Annotated in this window: 21 protein-coding genes; 10 read left to right on the forward strand and 11 right to left on the reverse strand. The window is 53.9% G+C overall.

Annotated features, from left to right (window positions below; translation table 11 throughout):
- Positions 1-139 precede the first annotated feature (139 nt).
- From chrA to L0666_RS01760, 3 genes are all read right to left on the reverse strand, one after another.
- Positions 140-1,378: a chromate efflux transporter gene (gene chrA, locus L0666_RS01750; protein WP_235257498.1), complete on the reverse strand. Its 1,239-nt coding sequence runs from the start codon at positions 1,376-1,378 to the stop codon at positions 140-142.
- Positions 1,375-2,172 carry a chromate resistance protein ChrB domain-containing protein gene (locus L0666_RS01755; RefSeq protein WP_235257500.1) on the reverse strand — a complete coding sequence of 266 codons (798 nt, stop codon included), beginning with the start codon at positions 2,170-2,172 and terminating at the stop codon, positions 1,375-1,377. The genes chrA and L0666_RS01755 overlap by 4 nt, the downstream gene beginning before the upstream one ends.
- Before the next feature lie 105 nt (positions 2,173-2,277).
- Positions 2,278-3,441 carry a cytochrome P450 gene (locus L0666_RS01760; protein WP_235257502.1) on the reverse strand — a complete coding sequence of 388 codons (1,164 nt, stop codon included), beginning with the start codon at positions 3,439-3,441 and terminating at the stop codon, positions 2,278-2,280.
- 29 nt (positions 3,442-3,470) lie between these two features.
- Between L0666_RS01760 and L0666_RS01765 the strand changes: the two genes are divergently transcribed.
- From L0666_RS01765 to L0666_RS01785, 5 genes are all read left to right on the forward strand, one after another.
- Positions 3,471-5,276, forward strand: coding sequence for a sensor histidine kinase (locus tag L0666_RS01765; protein ID WP_418887967.1), 1,806 nt, complete (start codon positions 3,471-3,473; stop codon positions 5,274-5,276).
- The gene (locus L0666_RS01770; RefSeq protein ID WP_235257504.1) at positions 5,273-6,511 is read left to right on the forward strand and encodes a sigma-54-dependent transcriptional regulator; all 1,239 of its coding nucleotides are present in this window, start codon (positions 5,273-5,275) and stop codon (positions 6,509-6,511) included. The genes L0666_RS01765 and L0666_RS01770 overlap by 4 nt, the downstream gene beginning before the upstream one ends.
- A gap of 214 nt (positions 6,512-6,725) precedes the next feature.
- Positions 6,726-7,736 (forward strand): DctP family TRAP transporter solute-binding subunit, encoded by a 1,011-nt coding sequence (locus tag L0666_RS01775; protein ID WP_235257507.1) that lies wholly within the window; start codon positions 6,726-6,728, stop codon positions 7,734-7,736.
- A 109-nt stretch (positions 7,737-7,845) separates the two neighbouring features.
- Complete coding sequence (locus tag L0666_RS01780; RefSeq protein WP_235257509.1) at positions 7,846-8,583, forward strand: TRAP transporter small permease; 738 nt, start codon at positions 7,846-7,848, stop codon at positions 8,581-8,583.
- A 2-nt stretch (positions 8,584-8,585) separates the two neighbouring features.
- A complete protein-coding gene (locus L0666_RS01785) occupies positions 8,586-10,397 on the forward strand; it encodes a TRAP transporter large permease (protein ID WP_235257511.1) in 1,812 nt (603 codons plus the stop codon).
- A gap of 105 nt (positions 10,398-10,502) precedes the next feature.
- On the opposite strand, the gene tpiA is transcribed toward L0666_RS01785, so the two are convergent.
- Positions 10,503-11,237 (reverse strand): triose-phosphate isomerase, encoded by a 735-nt coding sequence (gene tpiA, locus L0666_RS01790; RefSeq protein WP_235257513.1) that lies wholly within the window; start codon positions 11,235-11,237, stop codon positions 10,503-10,505.
- 65 nt (positions 11,238-11,302) lie between these two features.
- Between tpiA and L0666_RS01795 the strand changes: the two genes are divergently transcribed.
- Positions 11,303-12,214, forward strand: coding sequence for an isopenicillin N synthase family dioxygenase (locus L0666_RS01795; protein ID WP_235257515.1), 912 nt, complete (start codon positions 11,303-11,305; stop codon positions 12,212-12,214).
- 3 nt (positions 12,215-12,217) lie between these two features.
- Here L0666_RS01795 and L0666_RS01800 read toward each other — a convergent pair whose 3' ends face one another.
- The 4 genes from L0666_RS01800 to L0666_RS01815 form a co-directional block, all read right to left on the reverse strand.
- A complete protein-coding gene (locus L0666_RS01800) occupies positions 12,218-12,544 on the reverse strand; it encodes a TfoX/Sxy family protein (protein ID WP_235257517.1) in 327 nt (108 codons plus the stop codon).
- Positions 12,545-12,548: 4 nt separating this feature from the next.
- On the reverse strand, positions 12,549-12,914 hold the full coding sequence (locus L0666_RS01805) for a HesB/IscA family protein (protein WP_235257519.1): 366 nt from the start codon (positions 12,912-12,914) through the stop codon (positions 12,549-12,551).
- 45 nt (positions 12,915-12,959) lie between these two features.
- A complete protein-coding gene (locus tag L0666_RS01810; RefSeq protein WP_235257521.1) occupies positions 12,960-13,658 on the reverse strand; it encodes a DUF3307 domain-containing protein in 699 nt (232 codons plus the stop codon).
- A 749-nt stretch (positions 13,659-14,407) separates the two neighbouring features.
- On the reverse strand, positions 14,408-14,782 hold the full coding sequence (locus L0666_RS01815) for an SUF system Fe-S cluster assembly protein (RefSeq protein WP_235257524.1): 375 nt from the start codon (positions 14,780-14,782) through the stop codon (positions 14,408-14,410).
- 313 nt (positions 14,783-15,095) lie between these two features.
- On the opposite strand from L0666_RS01815, the gene tgt reads away from it, so the two are divergent.
- Both tgt and L0666_RS01825 read left to right on the forward strand, forming a co-directional pair.
- Entirely contained in the window at positions 15,096-16,226 is a 1,131-nt protein-coding gene (tgt, locus tag L0666_RS01820) for a tRNA guanosine(34) transglycosylase Tgt (protein ID WP_235257526.1), read from the forward strand.
- Positions 16,223-16,726, forward strand: a complete 504-nt coding sequence (locus L0666_RS01825) for a hypothetical protein (RefSeq protein ID WP_235257528.1) — start codon at positions 16,223-16,225, stop codon at positions 16,724-16,726. Before tgt ends, L0666_RS01825 begins: the two co-directional genes overlap by 4 nt.
- Before the next feature lie 374 nt (positions 16,727-17,100).
- Here the strand turns inward: L0666_RS01825 and L0666_RS01830 are convergent, their stop codons facing one another.
- A complete protein-coding gene (locus L0666_RS01830) occupies positions 17,101-17,754 on the reverse strand; it encodes a VPLPA-CTERM sorting domain-containing protein (RefSeq protein ID WP_235257530.1) in 654 nt (217 codons plus the stop codon).
- Positions 17,755-18,215: 461 nt separating this feature from the next.
- On the opposite strand from L0666_RS01830, the gene lon reads away from it, so the two are divergent.
- Positions 18,216-20,627 carry an endopeptidase La gene (gene lon, locus L0666_RS01835; RefSeq protein ID WP_235257532.1) on the forward strand — a complete coding sequence of 804 codons (2,412 nt, stop codon included), beginning with the start codon at positions 18,216-18,218 and terminating at the stop codon, positions 20,625-20,627.
- Between the two features lie 78 nt (positions 20,628-20,705).
- On the opposite strand, the gene L0666_RS01840 is transcribed toward lon, so the two are convergent.
- Positions 20,706-20,894, reverse strand: a complete 189-nt coding sequence (locus tag L0666_RS01840; protein WP_235257534.1) for a hypothetical protein — start codon at positions 20,892-20,894, stop codon at positions 20,706-20,708.
- A gap of 190 nt (positions 20,895-21,084) precedes the next feature.
- Here L0666_RS01840 and L0666_RS01845 point away from each other — a divergent pair, with 190 nt between their 5' ends.
- Complete coding sequence (locus L0666_RS01845) at positions 21,085-21,510, forward strand: HU family DNA-binding protein (protein ID WP_235257537.1); 426 nt, start codon at positions 21,085-21,087, stop codon at positions 21,508-21,510.
- A 59-nt stretch (positions 21,511-21,569) separates the two neighbouring features.
- Here the strand turns inward: L0666_RS01845 and L0666_RS01850 are convergent, their stop codons facing one another.
- Positions 21,570-22,817, reverse strand: a complete 1,248-nt coding sequence (locus L0666_RS01850) for a D-amino acid dehydrogenase (RefSeq protein WP_235257539.1) — start codon at positions 22,815-22,817, stop codon at positions 21,570-21,572.
- Between the last annotated feature and the right edge of the window lie 34 nt (positions 22,818-22,851).

The following is a 22,851-nucleotide window of genomic DNA, read 5'->3' on the forward strand; positions in this document are numbered from 1 at the left end:
GTAATCAATGGTTTGGTTTGGGTCAGACACGGGCAGCGTTCTCCGAAGTAAATCCGCCTTTAGCATACGAGATTCGGGGGAGGATTAAAGGGGCGGTTTGACCTTTCGGCAAGTTATGCCGCCCCTTTATCGGATGTGCTCAAAGAGCCATCGAAATCACGATACTCGCGAGCGCCATTACTCCAAGCGTCGGGATCATTGGCAGTTTACGATTCAAGAGCAAGAAAGCAGCCAGTGCGGTCAATGCGGCCGCTGCCACGTTGAAGGACGCCCAGTCAGGGGACAGTGTTCTGAAAAGCCCCGACGTGGTGGCGACTTGATCAAACATCACATGGGCGGCAAACCAAACGGACAGATTTGCGATTACGCCTACAACAGCCGCAGTGATCGCCGCTAGTCCAGCACGAATACGTGGATACCCGTCGAGCCAGTCGATGAGGGGTGCCCCCGCAAAGATCCAGATAAAACAGGGGACGAAAGTGACCCAAAGCGTCATCAAGCCAGCTAATAGACCCAACGGCCAGCCCGCTTGGGCAATGCCAGCCAATATCCCGACGAATTCTGTAACCAAGATCAGAGGTCCGGGGGTAGTTTCTGCAAGGCCTAAGGCGTCAATCATTTGTGCCGTGCTCAGCCAGCCGTGATCTGTCACCACCGCTTGGGTCATGTAAGCAAGGACGGCGTACGCGCCGCCAAATGTCACCAGCGCGAGTTTTGAGAAGAACAGCCCTAGTGCGAGCAGGAACGTTGCACCCGCCGCCCATGAGGCTAGCAAAGGCAACCCCCATAGAACCCCACCAATAGCGATAGGGGTGATGGAACGGCGCCACGGCAGTGCTGTCTTGATTGTGCTGTGATCCGAACACGTCAGCGCACCATATCCCGCAGCCAGAACGATCACCAAAGGAAACGGCAGGTTAAACAGGAACAGCGCAAAGAATGCGAGAACTGCGATAATGCGGTGGTCGCGCTGTCCCAACGCACGGCCCAACAGTTTTAGGATTGCCTGCACAACGATAATAATGACCGCCGCTTTGATCCCGAGGAACGCAGCCTGAACCAACGGTAAGGCCCCAAATGACGCATAGGCAAAGGCCAGAATGGCGATCAACAAAGCGCCAGGTAGGACAAACAATCCCCCGGCTATTAGACCTCCACGGATGCCGTTCAGTTTCCAGCCTGCATAGGTAGCTAGTTGCATGGCCTCAGGTCCTGGCAGCATCATACAGAATGATAATGCCTTCAGGAAATCGTCTTGAGATAAAAGTGGGCGGTCATCCACCAGTTCTTTTTGCATGAGGGCGATTTGGGCGGCAGGCCCACCAAAGGACAAACAGCCGATGCGTCCAAAGACGCGCAACATTTCGGCGGTGGTCATGGTGTGTCCTGCATGCTGGCGTGGGTTTCTTTTACGCCATCGCGCGCCCACCGATATAGTGCATCATAGAGTGGTAATGCGGCGTCCAGTTGGGCGTGATCGTCACGATACATGCGCGACAGTCCAACGGACACGGCCAGCAGTCCAGCGGCTTGCGCCATGTCATCGCGTCCCGTGTCGGCAGCGCGCACAACTTGTGCAAGGCGGTCCAGCGGAGCCGTGCGCAATTCGAACAGGTCAAGCATCGCATCAAATGTGCAGTGGTCGCCTTTGTGGGTCAGGGCAACGTCAGGAATATCAAAAGGCGTTGCACCAAATCGTTCCGCTACACCGGCAACTTGGTCCGGGGCCACAAACATAAATTCCGCCTGCGGGTTCACAAATCGACGGATCAGCCACGGGCAGGCGATACGGTCGATCTTGGGGCGGTGGCGTGTGACCCAAAGATTGCTTGCAGGCAGGGCGGCAAAGGGTAGTCGCGGAGCATCTTCGGTGTCCCGCCAGCCATACATACCGCCGCTCAAGTACTGCGCATCAATCCCGCGCGCGCGCAGGTGCGATGTTAGGCCTTGGCTTAGCTTAAGACCCTTCTGACAGGACACCACACAGGGGCGCCCATCAAGACGAAGGATCAATCCGTCAATGTCGGTATGCGGGTGTTTGATTGAACCAGGGATAAGGTGAGGGTCATCTGCAAAATCATCATCAATGCAGATATCTACAATCACGGGCGCATCGGGTAGGCCAATAAGGCGGAGCAGTTGTTTGCAGGTGATTTCGTTTGGGGCAGCCATAGCGCATGCTTCCTTTCGGTGAACATGCGAACCTTCGGCCTAAGCCTTACGGGGGTGTTCGCGGTGCGCCCCATACCCCGTTTGTGCCGTGGTCTGGGGCGAGGGTCAAGTCGTGACGCGCAATGCCTCTAAACCGTGGAAATGATAGGTGTCGCCATAGAGCGGCGCATCAGACAAGGCCAGATTAGGACAACGATCGAACAACACCTTTAGTGCCACACGCAATTCCAGTCGCGCCAGTGGGGCGCCGACACAGAAGTGGATACCGCCGCCAAAGGCGACGTTGACCGGACCTTTGCGGGTTGGATCGAAGATCTCTGGGTCAGGGTAGGGTGCTGGATCACGATTGGCCGCACCAAGAAGGCACTTCACCGTATCGCCGCGTTTAAAGGCGTGACCGAACAGCTCACAATCCTCGATCACGTAGCGGTCAAACATATGTAGAGGCGGATCAAACCGCAGCGCTTCTTCGACCACGGTGTCATCTATCGTCTTGATGTCACGTTCCAGCAGAGTTTTTACGGCGTTGCCCATCGTATGCACCGTGGCTTCATGGCCTGCATTGAGCAAAAGGATGCAAGTGGTGATAAGTTCATCGGTGCTGAGTTTTTCACCGCCTTCTTCTGCGGCAATCAGATGGGACATCAAATCATCGGCCGGGGCTTTGCGTTTCTCATCTACATAGGATCGCATGAACGCCACAAAGCTTTCCGTTGCGGCAATAGCACGATCTTCAACGGCGCGGGTGCGCCCTGAGACATACATGGCCACCATCGCATTTGACCACGCCAAAAGATCATCCGCCCGCGTTTCCGGAACCCCCAGCAGGCGGGCGATGATTATGACGGGAACGGTGCGAGCATAAGCGTCGAGGAGGTCAAATTCACCGCTTGGAAAGGCGTCGATCAATTGATGGCACAGCGTTTCAATCTCTGGTTCCAGCTCGGCGATGCGACGCGATGTAAACGCCCGCAGGACCAAACCGCGCAACCTTGTGTGACGGGGCGGGTTCAGTTCCAGCATTGAGTGCGCTTCGACCGCATAAAACGGCGCGAGGTGTTCTGGGATGTCAGGCGCGAATTCGGACGGAATTTCCCGCCCAAGGCGTTTGTCTTTTAGGCAGGCCGCGACAGCGGCATGGGACACGGCACACACCGCGTTATAGTCGTCCCAATAGACCAAATCACCAAAGCTGCGTGCGTGATCATAGAACGCATAGGGGGTCTGAACAAAAGATGGGTCCGTCGGGGATTGGGATAAACGTTGCATATGGCGTTGATGGCGATGGCCACTGGTCAATGCAAGCGCAGCTTCGTAAATTGGCCGCTATGTTGAACGCATTGCAAACACGTATCGTCGCGATCGCGATCTTTTTGGCGGCAGTTGCTGGTTTTTCAGCCGCTGTGGGTGTGTTTGGCTATATGTCCGCGCTTGATCAGTTGGAACAGCGTGGCCAATCCGATCTTGCCTTGGCGTCTGACCGTTTGACGGGGGAACTTCAGCGGTATCGCGAATTGGCGGTCCTTATGGCCGATCATCCCGTTGTTGCTGCGACTGTTATGGGGAATCCGGATGGTGCGGCTGACCTGTTGCGCCGCACCGCTGATAAAACAGGGAGCTTGGATATTCTGATCGTGTCAGGGGACGGGACTGAACTGTCGTCTGCCACAGACGGGGACCCAATTTTCCATGGTGCGTTGCCATATTTCGAACGGGCCAAAGACGGTGCGATGGGGGTCTATCATCTGGTCCACGATCGCTATGATCAACGCACATTTCTATTTGCGGCGCCTGTCTTCTCGGAAGAAGGTCCTGTCTTGGGTGCGGTGGTCGTCGTCGTGAACGTGGATGCGGTTGAAGCCGTCTGGAGGGGCGCGAACCCAACGGTGTTCTTTACTGACGACCTTGGGGTGACGTTCATTTCCAACCGCTCTGAACTGGTCTTTTCAGCGCGTGATGTAGATGTCGTTCCGCGGACAACGTCCGCCGAGTATTCTTCAGAGATTTTGAAACCGTTCATGACCCACAGCGTGAGCGAATGGACGGGGTTACCTTTGTGGTCCGTGCAGGATCAACCTTATGTTCCTGAAACCGCGCTCCATCTTTCACTTTCTTTGCCTGTGATCCAGATGACTGGTGAGGCGTTGTTGAACGTCGCGCCCGCCCGCACGCTTGCGTCGCTACAGGCGGGGGTGGCGGCTGCGATCTGTCTTGCGTTTGGGGCGATGCTGTTTTTTGCAACAGAACGACGTCGCACCTTGGCTGAAGCCAACGCCCAACTTGAAAGCGCCGTAGCGGAACGGACCGTTGAGCTGTCCGATATCAACGCGCAGTTGCGACAAGAAGTGAGCGAACGCATCGCCACGGAGGCGCAACTGACCAAGGCACAAAGCGACCTTGTACAGGCGGGTAAACTTAGCGCGTTGGGCGAAATGTCGGCTGGGATCAGTCATGAATTGAACCAGCCCTTAATGGCTATTCGTAGCTATGCAGAGAACGCTGAAGCATTCCTAGAACGCGGGAAAACCGATGTTGCGGGGCAAAATTTGAGTCGTATCGCGGAACTGTCACGCCGCATGGGGCGCATTATCCGCAACCTGCGCGCCTTTGCGAAACAAGAAAGCGAAGGGCTGACCGATGTTGACCTTGGCGGCGTTATTTCCGCGGTGTTGGAGATTACCGAAGCACGCACTAAAGCCAGCAATGTCACGATTGAATGGGTTCCACCCGCTCGGCCGATCATTGTGCGTGGTGGCGAAGTTCGCTTACAGCAAGTTGTTCTCAACTTAGTCAGCAACGCTATGGATGCCATGGAAGGGCAATCACAACCCCAGCGCATTGAGATCGACATCGACACCGTTGACGGGCGGGTTGAACTGTACGTTCGCGATTCCGGCCCTGGATTGGATGAACCGGACCGAATTTTCGACCCGTTTTATTCAACCAAACAAGTAAGCCAAGATGGCATGGGACTGGGCCTGTCTATTTCCTACGGGCTGGTGCAAAGCTTTGGCGGAATGATCCGTGGGCGAAACCATCCGCGTGGCGGGGCTGTGTTTACGGTCACGCTTGATCCAAGCAATAGCGCCGAGGTGGCTGCATGAACCAACATGTTTTAATCGTTGACGATGAACGCGACGTGCGCGAGGCGTTGGGGCAGACAATCGAGCTGGCCGATCTTGTCCCTGTGCGGGCAGGTTCATTCGTTGAGGCAAAGGACCATATCGTTCCTAGTTTTGATGGTGTGATCATTACCGACATACGGATGCCCGGCCGTGATGGGTTCCATTTGCTGGACTATGTCCGCCAGATCGATCCCGATCTTCCAGTGATCCTTTTGACGGGCGAAGGCGATATCCCTATGGCCGTCAAAGCCATGTCGGAAGGGGCTTATGGTTTTCTTGAAAAGCCGTGTGGTGCCAAGGAACTACTGGCGGTGGTTCAAAAGGCGATACATGCGCGTTCCTTGGTGATTGAAAACCGCCGTCTCAAGGTAGAGCTGAACCAAGGGGATGCGGCTGCACGTATGTTGGTCGGGGTGTCTCAGGCGGCATCTGATCTGCGCAACAGTGCACGCGCGGTCGCGCGCGCCAGTGCAGAAGTGTTGATTACAGGTGAACCGGGCACAGGCACGCCCAAGATTGCCGAGGTTATTCACCTGTTGTCTGGCGCATCTAACCGACCATTTGTGAAACGACCTGCGGCACAACTGTCAGCGGACGCGCTTTTGGCTGCAATCGAAGAGGCGGAGTCAGGGACCCTTTATTTGGATGAGGTCACGGCACTTGCGCCATCCGTTCAGTTTGCATTGCTTGAAACATTGGAAACAGGAAGCACCGTTCGCGTTCTTGCGGGTACAACACGAGATATCCAAGACGAAGTCGAGCAGGGGCGGTTTAGCACGGATCTGTTTTACCGCCTCGACCTGATGCGGGTCCACATTCCTGCGCTGCGCGATCGACCAGAGGATATTCCAGTCCTGTTCCGGCACTATGTTGGGCTGGCCTGTGAGCAGGCGAACCTGCCCGTACCCGAGATCAATCAGGGCGTCATTGCTGGCTTGATGGCGCAGGATTGGCCTGGCAACGCACGTGGGCTGATGAACGCTGCGATGCGGTTCTCTATGGGGATGGGAGAAGATGCAGTTTCAACCAGCGGGGATCAACAGATCGGGTTGGCGGAACAATTGGCACAAGTTGAACGGTCTCTTTTGATTGAGGCGTTGCAACGGGCCGGCGGTCGATCTGGCGAAGCGGCCGCAACGCTTAAGCTGCCGCGCAAGACATTCTATGACAAACTGGCACGTCACAGCATTAAGCCCGAGACCTACCGTAGTTAAGATGTGTGGAAAACCACACAGTTGGCGGTAACATACATGTGAGATACCGCCCGCACGATGGATTTCAATAGATCACGCGCCTTCTTTTTAGTTTTAAAACAAAGATTTGCATGAATATTGTGAAACTTGGTTTGGTATGGGCGAAAAATCGCCTCTTATACCGGCGTGGTCCACCCGGGAGGGGTGAACCGATTAATTTTATGGGAGGAAACCAATGAAGTTTCTCATGAACGCAGTATCAGTTGCTGCTTTGACATTGACTGCTGGTGTTGCAGCTGCGGACACAGCAGGCTGTGATGACGGCGAAATCGTTGTAAAATTCAGCCACGTTACAAACACTGACCGTCACCCTAAAGGTATTGCGGCGTCCCTGTTGCAGGAACGCGTAAACGCCGAAATGGACGGTGTGATGTGCATGGAAGTGTTCCCACAGTCATCCCTTTATAACGATGACCAAGTTCTTGAAGCGATGCTTCAGGGTGATGTTCAGCTTGCGGCACCTTCCTTGTCCAAGTTCGAAGCCTTCACACGTCAGTTCCGCATTTTCGATCTGCCATTCATGTTCACAAACATCGAAGCTGTAGATGCGTTCCAAGCGTCCGACGCGGGGCAGGCAATGCTCGATTCCATGCAACGTCGTGGTCTTCAGGGCCTTGGCTACTGGCACAATGGCATGAAGCAGATGTCTGCAAACGTTCCATTGGCTTTGCCAACTGACGCTGACGGTCTCAAGTTCCGTGTCCAAAACTCTGACGTTCTTGTTGCTCAGATGGAAGCAATGGGCGCATCCCCACAGCCAATGGCGTTTTCCGAGGTTTACGGCGCACTGCAAACTGGTGTTGTGGACGGTCAGGAAAACACATGGTCCAACGTTTGGGGTCAGAAGTTCTTTGAAGTTCAGGACGGCGTTACTGAAACCAACCACGGCATCATCGACTACCTTGTCGTGACATCCGTTGATTGGCTGGACGGCCTTGAGCCAGAAGTCCGTGACCAGTTCCTGACAATTCTTGGCGAAGTGACTGAAACACGTAACGCTGAAGCGTTTGCGGTGAACGAAGAAGCCAAGGCGTCTATCCTTGAAGCTGGCGGCACAATTCTTGAGCTAACAGACGAGCAGCGTGCGGCATGGGTTGAAACCATGCGTCCTGTTTGGGACCAGTTCGTTGACGACGTAGGTCAAGAAAACATCGACGCAGCGCAAGCGATTAACGCTGCTCTGTAAGGAATGAGGTGGTGCGCGTTCCGGACGGAACGACGCCTCACTGACCATTCCACGTAATTGGGCCGGCTACTTTAGTGGCCGGCCCTTTCTAAAACATGAGGGGGACAGCATGTCCGGTGCATTTCAGCCCAAGGGGCGTTTGGGTGCTATTGTTCACAACATCGAAGAAAGCTTGATCGCGTTATTGCTGGGGTTGATGACCCTTGTGACGTTTATCAATGTTGTGATGCGCTATGGCTTTAACAGCCAGTTGATTTGGGGGCTTGAGGTTACACTCATCCTATTTGCTTGGTTGGTTTTGTTTGGCATCGCTTACGGGTTTAAGGTCGTCAGCCACTTGGGCGTCGATGCGGTTATCAACCTTGCGAGCCCTTCGGGTAAAAAGATCCTAGGGATCATCGCGGCGGCGGCATGCATTCTTTATGCGGCACTGCTGATGAAGGGTGCTTGGGATTACTGGGCACCGTTCGCGGGGCTTGATGCGACAACGGGGCGGGTTTTTCCAGGCATCGTGGCGGCCGAAGAGGGCGCTGGTTTCTTTGGCCTGACATTTGCGGATGGCATCTTTGCCAATTCACGCGATCAAGGCTGGTACGAAACCGACCACGTGCCAATCCCATTTGCGCAGACGTGGCTTGAGAACACGTTCAATCTTGGGGAGGCTTATGAGAAGCTCCCTCGCTTTATCCCTTACGCTATGTTGCCGTTTGCCGTTGGCTTGATGTTGTACCGGTTGGTTCAACTGATGGTGCGCCTTGTGCGCGGTGAGATCGATTCACTGATCGTCAGCCACGAAGCCGAGGATGCAGTAGAAGACGCAGGCGCCAGCCTGTCCAAGGAGACTTAATCATGGATGTCGCAATTCTTTTCGGCATGGTCATTGCCTTGCTGGCAATTGGCGTGCCTATCGCGGTGGCGTTGGGGCTTTCGTCCACACTGTTCTTGTTGGCGTTTTCTGACAGTTCTTTGGCGTCTATCGCCCAGAGCATGTATCAGGCGATGGCGGGGCACTACACGCTTTTGGCGATCCCGTTCTTCATTCTAGCCTCGTCGTTTATGTCGACGGGTGGGGTGGCGCGCCGCATCATCGAGTTCGCCATCGCCGTAATCGGCCATGTGCGCGGCGGTTTGGCGATTGCGGGTGTTCTGGCCTGTATGTTGTTTGCTGCCTTGTCAGGGTCATCCCCAGCGACTGTTGTCGCGGTCGGGTCGATCGTAATCGCGGGCATGGTCAAATCCGGCTATTCCAAAGACTTCGCCGCTGGCGTTATCTGTAACGCGGGTACGCTGGGTATCCTGATCCCACCGTCTATCGTGATGGTTGTTTATGCGTCCGCGACGGATGTGTCCGTGGGTCGGATGTTTCTTGCTGGTGTGATTCCGGGCCTGTTGGCAGGCATCATGTTGATGGTGACAATCTATGTCATTGCCCGCGTGAAAAACCTGCCAAAGGGCGAATGGCTGGGCTTCGAGCAAGTATTCTCCACGATCTTAGATGCGTCATGGGGCCTGTTCTTGATGGTCGTGATCCTTGGCGGCATCTACGGTGGTGTGTTTACACCGACCGAAGCGGCTGCAATTGCATCTATCTACGCCTTTATCGTTTCGATCTTTATCTACCGCGATATGGGGCCGCTGAAGGGTAAGTCTTGGTTGCCTGAAAGTGACGCTGACCTTGGTCTGCTTGGCCTGCGGGTGTGGGGCTTCACGTTGGTGACGTTCATCCTGTATGCGATTGGGTGTTTCATGTTCGGGGCACCGATGTGGATCGCATTCGCGGCCGCAGGTGTGTTCTTTGTCGTCGCATTGATTTTGGCAATGCTGATGTCCAAGGCGGTTCCTGCGGGGCAGGGCATGAATCTTGCATTTATTGCAGTGGCACTATTGGGCGTGGTTCCGATGATCTATGCGATCTTCAAGGTTATCGCGTCTGATGCGACGGTGTTGTTTGCGCTTATCCAATCCCTTGGTGCAGTATTTATTCTGCTTCTTCCGCCTGCGGTGTTTACGTTCTCATTGGTGCGCGGTGCGCAGCGGTTGGATCATGCAGGCGGCAGTTTTGGGCAGTCGATGATTGTTGGTGGGCGTAACCTTGTGCGCGCGAACGTCGAGAACGTGATTTATGCGATCCCGTCGCTGTTTCACCGCGATACGAAGGCGACCTTGCTTGAGGCCGGTAAGTTGACCATCATGCTGATGTTCATCATCGCAAACGCTTTGATCTTGAAACATGTTCTTACGGACGAACAGATCCCGCAGCACATCACTGAGGCCATGTTGGCGGCAGGATTAGGGCCGATCACGTTCCTGATTATCGTAAACATCATTCTGTTGATTGGTGGTCAGTTCATGGAACCATCAGGATTGATTGTGATCGTTGCACCGTTGGTGTTCCCAATTGCAATTCAGCTGGGCATTGATCCGATCCACCTTGGAATCATTATGGTGGTGAACATGGAAATCGGGATGATTACACCGCCTGTTGGTTTGAACCTGTTCGTGACATCTGGCGTTGCCAATATGTCCATGATGCGGGTTGTTCGTGCGGCGTTGCCATTCTTGGCCGTGTTGTTCGTGTTCTTGATCATGGTGACCTACATTCCGTGGCTTTCCACGATGTTGCCAACGGCCTATATGGGGCCCGAGATTATCACCAACTGATCCAAAGGTGCGCTTCCGCGCGCCCTTGATCCTGAAAACTGAAAAGCGACGCCACATGGTTGGGGCGTCGCTTTTTGTTTGGGTCGTTGGCTGTCTTAGTGCGCGTTAGGCGCTAGCCTCGAGGGCCGTAATGATCGGGGAGAAGTCCGTAGCCTTAAGGGATGCACCGCCAACAAGCGCACCATCCACGTTGGCCAACGCAAAAATTTCATCCGCGTTTGAGGCCTTTACCGAGCCGCCGTAAAGAAGACGCATGGCGCTGCCCTCGGCCCCGAAACGGGCTTCAAGGTGGACACGAAGGGCTGCGTGAACCGCACTGATTTCCTCGGCAGTTGGGGTCAGGCCTGTGCCAATCGCCCAGATCGGCTCGTAAGCGATTGTAGTTGTTTCAGCCGTCGCCGCGTCCGGGATGGATTGATCCATCTGCGCACGTAGAATGTCGAGGGTTTCACCTGCGCGATACTGGGCTTCGCTTTCCCCGATACAAATGATGACATGCAAGCCCGCGTTCCAGCCAGCGGTGGCTTTTGATGCGATTAATGCGTCGTCTTCATTGTGGTCAGTTCGGCGTTCAGAGTGCCCAGTAATGACGTAAGTCGCGCCAGTGTCCGCGATCATCGCCGCCGAGATGTCGCCAGTGTACGCCCCTGAGGAGGACGGATGACAGTCTTCGCCGCCGATGCTGAGGCCCGTGTCGGCCATTCGGCTAAGAAGCGTCGCGGGACCACAGATCACCACATCAACAGATGCATCTCCATGTTGATCCGCCAAGGCGTTCAGTTGCGGCAGGTCCGCACTGGTGCCGTTCATTTTCCAATTTCCTGCAACAAGTTTGCGCATCTCACTCTCCCCATTCTGTTTGTCATGATGTAGCAAGCCGCAAGCAAAGACGAAAGGGCAGGCCCGTGACCGAGACATCAATCCCCAGAATAGACGCAGAGGCATTTCTTGCCGGAGATTTGGCTGTGATCGAAGAGGTCCGCGTGGCCGCAAAGGAAATTGGGTTTTTGACGCTGTACAACACGCCAATTCCGACCGCTGACATTGCCGAGGTTTTTGCGACCTATGCTGCGTTCTTCAAGCAACCCGCGGCGCAAAAAGAAGCGGTTAATATGGCGAACACGGGGTCCAACCGCGGGTGGGGCGCTGCTGGATCAGAACAAGTCGATCCGGATGCAAACCCTGATTACAAGCAGGTGTTTGATTGCGGATTTGAGGTTAAGGGCTCGGACCTGCCAAGCTATGCGCCGAATTTGTGGCCTGATGAACCGGCAGAATTCAAGGTCATCATCGAGAACTACTACGCCCGTGCATTGGCATTTGCGGGTGATCTTTTGGCGGCGCTTGCTGGCGCAATTGGCGAAGACGCAGGTTACTTCAAAGAACAGTTCGATCAGCCCATGGCTTTGCTGCGCGGGAATTATTACCCGCCACGTCCGGCTGATGCGGGCGCAAAGGACTTCGGGATCGCAACACACACGGATTACGGCTGCCTTACGCTTTTGGCGATGGACGGCACACCGGGTCTCGAGGTGCGCAAACGGGGCGGGGGCTGGTATCCTGTGTCTGCACCTGTTGGTGAGTTTGTGATCAACTTCGGCGAGATGTTAGAAATGTGGACCCAAAAACGCGTTGTCGCCACACCGCACCGCGTGATTGGTGGAACGCAGGAACGCCTTTCTATCCCGATGTTCTTCAACCCGAATGCCGATACCAACGTCGCGCCGGCTGGTTCCGGAGAGGTCATTCGTGCAGTTGATCATTTACAAAAGCGGTTCGATGAAACCTACCTGCACTTACAAGATGACGACGACTAGACGTTAAAGAAACGTGAGGGCGCGTCGCGCAAGATCGCAGGCTTCTTCAGGGTCATCCAGCGCGCTGTCTGGCAGTTTCCAATAGGGCATCGCCGTGGGTTTCGCTGCGCCGTCTCGCTGATAGGTCCAACGGGTTAGACGCATGGCATCAAGCGTGTCTTTGAACGCGCCATCGCCTTTGATCATGACGCCGAAATCCGAATGCACGATCGCAAAGATGGTGCCCTCAGAATAAAGGCACAGCCCGCCCATCATTTTACGCGTTGTAAGAGGGCCAAGTCCCGAGAAAAGATCAGTCGCGAATTGGATGTCTTCCTCGGATACGGCCATATTGTTATCCGTTAGGGACGAGGCTGTCGTCGAACTTGATTGATTCACCGCAGCCGCATGCCTCGGAGACATTGGGGTTTTTGAACTTGAAACCCGCTTCCAAAAGGCTGACTTCGTAATCAATCTCAGTGCCGAACAGGAACATTTGTGCCATTGGCGCGATCATCACGCGCGCGCCTTCTTGTTCGACAACTTCGTCAAGGGGATCTACGTCGCTGACGTATTCCATGGTGTATTCCATGCCAGCACAGCCGCCTTTTTTGACGCCAATGCGCAATCCTTGCGTGCCGTCTTTTGCCATAAGTTTGGCGATCTGTGTGGCGGCTTTGTCAGTAATCGTGACAGCTTGTTTTCCGGGAATGCCGAACATGCGCGGTCTCCTTTGGGTTCAATTTAGGGCGCGGCGCGCGTTATCTCAAGAGGGCGGAAGCAGGGTTAGGGCATATTGGGTGAGCAGGGCCGCACAAATGGCCCAGCCAAACGAGGCCAATGTGCCGATAATAACATATTCTGCCGTGCGTTGATCGCGCGACGCGGTGCCAAATCGCAGTACAGATTTCGCCCCTACAAGAAAGCCCACGCCAAGGGGCAGGCCGGTGAGGATGAACACGAAGATCAGCCCACGTTCCAGCAGACCAATTTGGCGCCCGCCGTCACGTAACCCGTTGTTGCGGATGCGCATGCTGTGGGGTTTCATCAACAAGGCGACTGTGTGTTGCCCCGCGATGAGCGTCACGATGGCACCGGTTGCTATAATCATCGCGGGCAATGCCTGCGGGTAGGCGGCCCACTGGCCCGTTGCCCAAAGCTGGGGGGCATAGAAGGCGACTGCGGCTATTGTGACGACATGTGCGGCCTGATCGACGGCAAAGGCCGTCATGCCGCGGAAATTCCCGTTGGTTTTGATGCAATCGATAACAGCATGGGCGGCCGTCAATGCCAAGATTTCGGGGGCGGTTAAGTGCCCTGTTGCCGCTTGTGCCGTGGCCAACACCAGAGCGGCGTGTAACAGCATGACGCCCCCGTGGCGTTTGTGTTTGACCATCGCACCGGTTTGCAGAACGAAGTCGGCCAAGACGTGGGCGAACAGGAGGGCGGTGAAGGTTTCTATCATTGGCGGCTTTCCTCTTCACTCACTCTGATAGCCTCAAGCAAAAACCGTGAACGAGCGCCGTCTAGTGACTTTTTTACGGATTGGCGTGACTTGCCGATTGTCTTAGCGAGAGACGTATAAGTTAATTCCTCGGACGTTCGTAGTACTTTTGAAATGTCGGCCGCTTGAGTTGGCGTCCAATCAAATGAAAGTCCATCGGCCAAAGTTAGTGCCGCATGGTTTGGGCCATGGTCGCTATGAGCCCATCGAAAAGCGCTTGTTTTATTTTCTCTGATTTCTTCTAGTAACGCACCAGAGGCCTTGAAAGCGGGACCAGTGATTTGGTTTAAGTCGGCTCCGTTCAAGAGAGGCCATGTCGCCTCATGCGTGGTGGCGACCGCCATGTAGCTATCAAAACCTGTACCGAGTCCTCGCAACACCGCTCTAAACAAAAGAACCGTTCTTAGTGTGAAAGACGAATTAGTAAGAGCGACTTGCCAACCATCTCCTCTGTGGGGGGAAAAGTGTAGCGGTGCGTTCTGCAACCTCGCTATGTCGTCTGCGGCATTGGATAAATGGAGGCTAGCTCGTTCTAGTTCAGATTGCGATAGTTGACTGGAATTTACCAAGTCGCCTGTAATAACTGTGGATGCAATTGTTGGGTTCATGCAGCCACAATAGCGTGCAGACGTAATAATGCAACTAATTTAGGTTGCTTTTTGAATTATGCACCCATTTTAGGGTGCTAAATGCAAGCTAAATGGCTTGCCCTACATGAACCCCAGTTCAAGGCGCGCTTCGTCTGACATCATCTCCATGCCCCATTGGGGTTCCCAGACCAGTTCGACATCTACTGTTTTGACGCCCGCCAGCGGTTCGATTGCTTCGGCGACCCAACCCGGCATTTCGCCCGCAACAGGACAACCCGGCGCGGTCAGGGACATGAGAACCTTAACTTCGTTCTCGTCATTGACCTGGATTGTATAGATCAACCCAAGGTCCAGAATATTTACTGGGATTTCAGGGTCATAGACCGTGCGACATGCTTCGACAATGTTGTCATAAAGCGGGTGATCTGTGCTCGATGGCTGGATCAGGGGTGTGCCTTCCATTGGTTCGGACTGAGGCGCGGTTTGATCGGTCATTTGGTTGGTTCCTGTAATTCCTGACAGAACATATAGGGATTAGCTTAGGGAGCGTAAAGGAGGGCAGATGCGACGAATTGGGTGTTTGTGCAGAATGTTTCAGCGGAACAACCAATTCGGGTGAGTCATGGATCAATACAGCCGTGCCGCGAACTTTCCTAGGTGTTGTTCAAATGCGCTTGCTGCGACCTTAAGTGAGTTGATGCAGAAGGTGGGGCAGGTGGTTAAGAAAACTGGATAGGCCGTGTCTTCGGGTCACCGCTTTCTTTTGCTCTGTGATGGGCCTAGAAGCGGGCAACGATAAGAGGGCCCTATGACTGACACGTTTTCATTTCAGCTGAACCAGACCGATGGTTCTGCGCGGACCGGTGTGATGAAGACGCCACGCGGTGATATTCGTACGCCTGCGTTTATGCCTGTTGGCACTGCTGCGACCGTAAAGGCGATGATGCCTGAAAGTGTGCGCGAAACGGGGGCCGACATTCTGCTCGGCAATACCTATCATTTGATGCTGCGCCCAACGGCGGAACGGATTGCCAAGCTCGGTGGCTTGCACAAGTTCATGAACTGGGAACGCCCAATCCTGACAGACAGCGGGGGGTTTCAAGTGATGAGCCTATCTGGAATGCGCAAGCTGACAGAAGAAGGTGTTGTGTTTCAAAGCCACTATGACGGATCCAAACACAACCTGACGCCTGAACGGTCCATGGAAATCCAAAAGCTTCTCGGTTCAGACATTGTGATGTGCTTTGATGAATGTCCGGCACTTCCTGCGGATCGCAAACGCCTTGAGGACAGCATGCAAATGTCGATGCGGTGGGCGAAACGTTCAAAGGATGCCTTTGGGGATCGGCCTGGTCATGCATTGTTTGGTATTCAACAGGGCGGGCTTGAGGAAGATCTGCGCAAACAATCGGCGGACGCGTTACAAGACATCGGGTTTGACGGCTATGCGGTTGGCGGGCTTGCAGTGGGTGAGGGGCAGCAGGCGATGTTTGACACGCTTGATTTTGCGCCCGATCAGTTGCCTGTTGATAAACCGCGCTATCTGATGGGTGTGGGCAAGCCCGATGACATCGTCGGCGCCGTTAAGCGCGGCATTGATATGATGGATTGCGTGCTGCCGTCCCGTTCTGGGCGCACAGGGCAAGTGTTTACGCGTCAAGGTGTTGTAAACATCAAAAACGCTCGCCACGCCGATGATCCGCGCCCCTTGGATGAAAACTGCCGTTGTCCAGCCTGCTCGAACTATTCACGGGCTTATCTGCACCATGTGTTCCGCTCTCAGGAAATGATTTCGGGGATGTTGCTGACGTGGCATAACCTGACTTATTTCCAAGACATTATGCAAGGGATGCGGGATGCGATCAGCGCGGGCACCTTTGCCGCATGGGAGGCGGATTTCCACGCAGGCCGTGCGCAAGGGGATATTGACCCTCTATGAGGCAACAAAAACCAAACGAAATCATTCAACAAGACTATGATCTTGGCTTTCGCGATCTGGTTGGCCAGACCAATGGAAAAGGCGTATTGCGCACCTGGATATTTCGTGACCGGTTAGGGGCCTTTACGCCGAAGCCATGGTTTTTGTTACCAGCAAGCATCGTTCAGGCGCGTTTTCTTTCCAGCGGGACGTTGTCGTTGGACCTGCCGTTCGACACCCTATTTGAGGCAGAACGAAATGCTGTGGCGCTGCTACATGAAATACTGGAAGGTGGCGAGCCTGCTGCGTTCGACTATGAGGGAAAAGACGAAGCCAACTTTAGCATTGTCGCCGATTTGATTGTCTTCAGCATCGGTGCGCGGGATAAACATCTGCGTAGCGATTTGGTCTCTAGGTTAGGCCATTTGTCCAATCTTCCGGCTTGCCCAATATCTGCTGGTGCGCAGGTCGTTGCGAAGTTTAAGGGTGCACACCCCCAGTCTCCTTTGGTGGATATCTAGCAGTTCACGCCCTAAAACCAGACGATTTTGGCATTTATCCCCAGTTTTGACAGATTGCTGCCTTGCAGCGACCACGCCACGCTGGGGGCGTAGCGTTAACATCAAGACCGCGTGCCATCCGGATGTTCCGCACCGTCTGGGTGAGAACTACAGGAATCGCATTATTCATTTACCGTTTTTCATCAAATGTTCCGCAGCCAAGAGATGAACTCTGGTAGTTTGTTGACATAGCACAACCAGCGTTGGGTGCCCGCAAGGTGGGGTGGGGATTTTCTCGGTTAGCGCGCCCATGGGAAAAACGATCCTCTTGAATGCCTAAATGAAAAGAGGCGTCGTAAAACGACGCCTCTTCACATGAATTTCGTTATTAAGACTTAAGCTGTCTTGCGACGTCGTGAGACCATCAAGCCACCGATCCCGCTGAGAAGCAACAGGCCGCCGGCTGGAAGTGGAACCGCAGAAACTGACAATGGATCGTCGTTCAAAGAAAACGCACGGGCCGGTGAATAAGTCCTCCAATTGTCAAAGCTACCGCCATTCGACTCTGCGGTTCCGTCACTTGTAGAAGACGTTACCCAGTACAGGTCATCTCGGTCGAAATTTGTTGAAAGGTGGATGCCGAACCAATAATCAGTGGCACCCAGCGCTGAAAACGTAGACGCAAGATCAAAATCGATTGCAAAGACATTGCTGCCGAACCCTGTGGTGATGCCAGTGTCAGTTACAGCGCCAACCGTCGCCGCGCCATTTGCGACAATTGAATCAGGTGAACCTGCGAGATCGTCGAAAACCCAGTAATCGAATGCACCATCCCACACAGAAAGGTCGGTACCATATGCCGCGACAAAAACTGAGCCCCCAGTAATGTCGGAGTCAGCCGCCAGATTAAAGCTACTGGATTGAACCCATTGGGTCGTTTCATTTCCGGACGGGCTTGCGGCCACGTCGTTTTGATACAATGTGGCTGCCTGTGAAGTAGCAGCTGTTAGTGCAAGTGCGGCAGAAGCCACAATCGTAGAAATCTTCATTGAATAATCCCCTAATATTATTTTCTATTTTCGTTAATTGAGGAAAGAGTAGGCGGATTAGTGCCGTTGGTCAATTTTCGAATAGGAATTTTCCATATTAGCTAAAGATTAACGATGATTGTTTCTCGATGTAGGACGATGCACAATTGGTGGGATTATTGTTGATCAACTAGGGTGTGATAAGGTGGAGCGTCTTCCTAAATCTACAGGATTCGAACCTGCGCCAAGCTGCCGGTGAAAGAACATGGCGTGCGGGCACATTCTGAACAATTCCCCAGTTATCCCCAATTTTGACGGATTGCTGCCTTGCAGCGACCACGCCACACAGGCAAAGTGTTGTGAACCTGAAACGGTGTTGGTTGAAAGCGGGCGAAAGACCCCCACATCTATAAGCCGAGACCGGAGATCAGTGCGTTGCCTACAATTAGGGATCGCTGATCTTGCTAACAAAGGAAAAGAGCATGCAAGAACCTTTGAGTTCATCCTATCCCGTCCTGCCATTGCGCGACATCGTTGTGTTTCCACACATGATCGTGCCGCTGTTCGTGGGCCGCGAAAAGTCGGTCAGCGCACTGGAAGAAGTCATGCAGGACGACAAGCAAATCCTGCTGTCCAGCCAGATTGATCCGGCGGAAGACGATCCAAGCCAAGATGGAATTTACAAAGCAGGCGTGCTGGCCAATGTGCTGCAACTGTTAAAATTGCCAGACGGCACAGTGAAAGTGTTGGTCGAAGGTATTGCGCGTGTGCGCATCACAGAATTCCATGAGAATGAGAACTATTTCGAGGCATCGGCAGAGTACCTGACCGAGATGCCCGGTGATATGACCACAATCGAGGCACTGACCCGTTCTGTGTCCAAGGAATTCACCCGCTACGCAAAAGTGAAAAAGAACGTCCCTGAAGAAGCCCTGTCTGCGGTATCTGAGGCGACGGAGCCTGCGAAACTCGCGGATTTGGTTGCTGGCCACCTCGGAATTGAGGTCGAGCAGCGTCAGGAATTGCTTGAGACGTTGTCGATTTCGGAACGTTTGGAAAAAGTGTTTGGCCTGATGCAGGGCGAAATGTCTGTTCTGCAGGTCGAGAAAAAGATCAAGACCCGCGTGAAAACCCAGATGGAGCGCACGCAACGCGAATACTATTTGAATGAGCAGATGAAGGCCATTCAGAAGGAACTTGGCGACGGCGAAGAGGGCGAGGGCGAAATGGCCGAGCTTGAGGCCAAAATCGCTGAGACTAAACTGTCCAAAGAAGCGCAGGAAAAGGTCGACGGTGAGCTTAAAAAACTCAAGAACATGTCGCCGATGTCCGCCGAAGCTACAGTCGTGCGCAACTACCTAGACTGGATCTTGTCCATCCCGTGGAACAAGAAGTCCCGCACCAAAAAGGACCTAGGCAAGGCCGAGGCGATTTTGGACGATGATCACTATGGCCTTGAAAAGGTTAAAGAACGCATTGTTGAATACCTTGCCGTGCAACAGCGCAGCCAAAAGCTGAAGGGGCCGATCATGTGCCTCGTCGGCCCTCCTGGTGTGGGTAAGACATCGCTCGGTAAATCTGTGGCCAAGGCAACGGGGCGTGAGTTTATTCGTATTTCACTTGGTGGCGTGCGTGATGAATCCGAAATCCGTGGTCACCGCCGGACGTACATCGGCTCTATGCCGGGTAAGATCATTCAGGCGCTGAAAAAGGCGAAAACCACAAACCCGCTTATCTTGCTCGATGAGATCGACAAGATGGGTCAGGATTTCCGTGGCGACCCTGCATCCGCGATGCTTGAGGTGCTTGATCCGGAACAGAACGGCACATTCGTGGATCACTACTTGGAGGTCGAGTATGACCTGTCCAACGTGATGTTCCTGACCACTTCGAACTCCTACAACATGCCGGGCCCATTGCTGGACCGGATGGAGATCATCCCGTTGTCTGGTTACACAGAGGACGAAAAGCGTGAAATTGCGAAGCAGCACTTGCTTGAGAAAGTGATGAAAAATCATGGCCTTAAGGCTAAGGAATTCACACTCGAAGACTCTGCGTTGACGTCCATGATCCGGTATTACACTCGCGAAGCTGGCGTGCGGAACCTTGAGCGTGAGATCGCAAAGGTTGCCCGTAAGGCTGTGACAAAGCTGGTGAAGAAAGAAGCTGAGACGATTGTCGTTAATGAGGACAACATCGAAGATTTCTTAGGCGTCAAAAAGCATCGCTTTGGCCTAGCTGAAGAGAGCGATCAGGTCGGCGTCGTTACGGGGCTTGCCTACACATCTGTTGGCGGTGAGCTTTTGAATATCGAAGCGCTGCGACTGCCGGGCAAAGGCCGTATGAAGACAACTGGTAAGCTTGGCGATGTGATGAAAGAATCCATCGACGCAGCGTCCAGCTATGTGCGTTCGATCAGCCCGCAGATCGGGGTGAAGCCGCCTGCGTTTGATAAGTTGGACATCCACGTTCACGTGCCTGACGGTGCTACACCAAAAGATGGTCCATCTGCCGGTCTGGCGATGGTCACTGCGATCGTGTCTGTTCTGACAAAGATCCCAGTGCGCAAAGACATCGCCATGACGGGTGAAGTGACCCTGCGCGGCAATGCGTCAGCCATCGGTGGCCTGAAAGAGAAACTCTTGGCGGCTCTGCGGGGCGGTATCAAAACGGTGCTTATCCCAGAAGAGAACGTAAAAGATTTGGCCGACATTCCGGACAATGTGAAAGAAGGGCTGGAGATTATTCCCGTCACGCACGTCACAGAAGTCTTGGAGCATGCGCTTGTTTCATCACCAAAGGCGGTTGAGTGGGACCAAGAGGCAGAGGATGCAGCTGCAGCTGAAGCCGCCTTACGCGCTCGTGATGGTGGGGCAGGGGCAACAGCCCACTAATGAACGTTCAATTGTAAAACCAAGAAGGGCGCCTGAGGTTTCTCAGGCGCCCTTCTTGGTTGGTAAGGCTTGAGTCGCTTAGTTGGAAGCTACTGCGACCAAGGCTGCGAAAATCATAATCGGCAGGAGCTGTGGACTGCTGGATGACGTTTCAGTTTCCTGAACGATGGTGAGTGGCTCCATCGTAGGTTCGCTCATACCGCCGGCAGTGGCGCTCAGTGTTGTTGCTGCGGAAAGCAGAGCAGCGGTTGCAAAATTTTTAATCATAGTAACATCCCCTTAAAATGCGCTTTATTTGTCTTGGTTTTTGCGGATCGGGTCAAGCGACACGGTACATAGGGCGCGGCAATAGCGCCGCAATGACCACTTTTCGAAAGAATTCCCATGGGATTAACGTGATTTGCAGGTTACTGTTTCTCAAATGGCCACAATCAAGTGGCTTTGATCGGAGAGAGCAATGGCCACCCGCAGCACAAAAACCACGACCCCAAAGGCAAAAACAACGACGAAAACAGCCGCCGTTAAAACGACGACTAAGACGGCAACGGCTAAAGCTGTTACAAAGCCAGCGACGACAAAGGCGACGATTGTTGAATCCGTAACGCCTGTTGTAACTGCGACCCCAATCAAAAAGCCCGAGCTGATTGACCGTGTGATGGCCGAAACCGGAATGAAAAAGAAAGACGTCAAACCCGTGGTTGAGGCGATGTTGACCGTCTTGGGTCGGAGCTTGGCTGACGGCGAAGAATTGACAGTGCCGCCACTCGGTAAAGTCATGATCAAGCGCGTCAAAGATGTGGCAAATGCAAAGATCATGACCCTGAAGGTGCGCCAACCTAAGGGCGACAATGGCCCAGCAAAGGCGCCTGTTGCTGCAGAATAAAGTCGCAAAGTTGGTAGGCGAGAGAACGGCACGTGGGGGGGACCTCACGTGCCGTTTTTTTAGCTCAGGTCAGCGCCAACCGAGTTGCTTTGCGAGTTTTGCAGCACGGCATCTGCAGCAAGCTCTGCGGTCGCGGCTGACAGCGTAAACCCAAGGTGCCCGTGGCCTGTGTTGTAAAACACACCAGGCGTTTTGCCTGCTCCAACGCGGGGCATCATGTTTGGCATCATGGGGCGTAGACCTGCCCATGGAACAGCATGTTCGGTGCTGACATCTGGAAAAAGATTTTCAACCCATTTCACCAACGGTTCGATCCGATCGTTGCGGATGTCTTTGTTATAGCCGTTAAATTCTGCCGTTCCGGCGACGCGGAACCGATCCGGGCCAAGGCGCGATGTTACGATTTTGGCTTTGTCATCCAGCAGGGATACCCACGGGGCCGCCGCGCGGCTGTCGTCATCATCCATCTGGACTGTGATTGAATAGCCTTTGACGGGGTAGATGTTAACGCGGTCGCCAACTTGTGCCGCCAGATCACGGCTTTGGACGCCAGCGCAGATGACTATTCCATCAAAGTGGTCGGACCCCTTGCCATCTTTGTCATGCCACCCCACGTCCACACCGGGATTGCGCGCAGTAAGAGTGTCCACACCGCAACCGTAATGGAACGCTGCGCCACGCTTTTCACAAGCTTCGGCGAGGCCCTTGGCATAAGCGTGAATGTCGCCCGTGAAATCGGTTTCGGTGTAGTAACCGCCGTACAAATCGCCCTGCAACGCCGGCTCTAGCGTTTTCATTTCTTCGGGCGTGACCGCATGGCGTTCCAACCCGCCTTCCTTAAGCAGCGCGTTGACCTTGGCAGCACCATCAAAGTCTGGCTTGCAGTCGTAAACATGTAAGATACCACGTTTTTCCAACGCAAAATCAAAACCTTCTGTCGCGGCGTGAGAGATGAAATGCTCGCGTGCCATGATCGCAAGGCGCACAGTTTCGATCGTGTTCTTGCGGTAGTTAGGGATGTTGGACATGAATTCCGCCATCCAAGAATACTTGTGCCAGCTTGGTTTCGGGTTGACCAACAAAGGCGCGCCGCGCTGCGTCATCCATTTGATCCCTTTGAGGATCGTAGACCATTGGGTCCAAACTTCGGCGTTAGAGGCGCTCAACTGCCCGCCATTTGCAAAAGAGGTTTCCATCGCGGCATAACGGTTCTTATCGAACACGGTGACTTCAAAGCCACGGTTGATCAGCGCATAAGCTGTGGTGATTCCGGTGATGCCAGCACCGATTACGGCAATCTTTTTCATGAGTTAGTTCCCCTCGGACGTTCAAACGAGCCAG

It is taken from the genome of Octadecabacter algicola (assembly GCF_021532625.1).
Taxonomy (GTDB): Bacteria; Pseudomonadota; Alphaproteobacteria; order Rhodobacterales; family Rhodobacteraceae; genus Octadecabacter; species Octadecabacter algicola.

Excerpts from the sequence above, each read along its gene's own strand:
- chrA (WP_235257498.1), bottom strand. The coding sequence starts at position 1,378 with ATGACCACCGCCGAAATGTTGCGCGTCTTTGGACGCATCGGCTGTTTG.
- L0666_RS01755 (WP_235257500.1), bottom strand. The coding sequence starts at position 2,172 with ATGGCTGCCCCAAACGAAATCACCTGCAAACAACTGCTCCGCCTTATT.
- L0666_RS01760 (WP_235257502.1), bottom strand. The coding sequence starts at position 3,441 with ATGCAACGTTTATCCCAATCCCCGACGGACCCATCTTTTGTTCAGACC.
- L0666_RS01765 (WP_418887967.1), top strand. The coding sequence starts at position 3,471 with ATGCAAGCGCAGCTTCGTAAATTGGCCGCTATGTTGAACGCATTGCAA.
- L0666_RS01770 (WP_235257504.1), top strand. The coding sequence starts at position 5,273 with ATGAACCAACATGTTTTAATCGTTGACGATGAACGCGACGTGCGCGAG.
- L0666_RS01775 (WP_235257507.1), top strand. The coding sequence starts at position 6,726 with ATGAAGTTTCTCATGAACGCAGTATCAGTTGCTGCTTTGACATTGACT.
- L0666_RS01780 (WP_235257509.1), top strand. The coding sequence starts at position 7,846 with ATGTCCGGTGCATTTCAGCCCAAGGGGCGTTTGGGTGCTATTGTTCAC.
- L0666_RS01785 (WP_235257511.1), top strand. The coding sequence starts at position 8,586 with ATGGATGTCGCAATTCTTTTCGGCATGGTCATTGCCTTGCTGGCAATT.
- tpiA (WP_235257513.1), bottom strand. The coding sequence starts at position 11,237 with ATGCGCAAACTTGTTGCAGGAAATTGGAAAATGAACGGCACCAGTGCG.
- L0666_RS01800 (WP_235257517.1), bottom strand. The coding sequence starts at position 12,544 with ATGGCCGTATCCGAGGAAGACATCCAATTCGCGACTGATCTTTTCTCG.
- L0666_RS01805 (WP_235257519.1), bottom strand. The coding sequence starts at position 12,914 with ATGTTCGGCATTCCCGGAAAACAAGCTGTCACGATTACTGACAAAGCC.
- L0666_RS01810 (WP_235257521.1), bottom strand. The coding sequence starts at position 13,658 with ATGATAGAAACCTTCACCGCCCTCCTGTTCGCCCACGTCTTGGCCGAC.
- L0666_RS01815 (WP_235257524.1), bottom strand. The coding sequence starts at position 14,782 with ATGACCGATCAAACCGCGCCTCAGTCCGAACCAATGGAAGGCACACCC.
- tgt (WP_235257526.1), top strand. The coding sequence starts at position 15,096 with ATGACTGACACGTTTTCATTTCAGCTGAACCAGACCGATGGTTCTGCG.
- L0666_RS01825 (WP_235257528.1), top strand. The coding sequence starts at position 16,223 with ATGAGGCAACAAAAACCAAACGAAATCATTCAACAAGACTATGATCTT.
- L0666_RS01830 (WP_235257530.1), bottom strand. The coding sequence starts at position 17,754 with ATGAAGATTTCTACGATTGTGGCTTCTGCCGCACTTGCACTAACAGCT.
- lon (WP_235257532.1), top strand. The coding sequence starts at position 18,216 with ATGCAAGAACCTTTGAGTTCATCCTATCCCGTCCTGCCATTGCGCGAC.
- L0666_RS01840 (WP_235257534.1), bottom strand. The coding sequence starts at position 20,894 with ATGATTAAAAATTTTGCAACCGCTGCTCTGCTTTCCGCAGCAACAACA.
- L0666_RS01845 (WP_235257537.1), top strand. The coding sequence starts at position 21,085 with ATGGCCACCCGCAGCACAAAAACCACGACCCCAAAGGCAAAAACAACG.
- L0666_RS01850 (WP_235257539.1), bottom strand. The coding sequence starts at position 22,817 with ATGAAAAAGATTGCCGTAATCGGTGCTGGCATCACCGGAATCACCACA.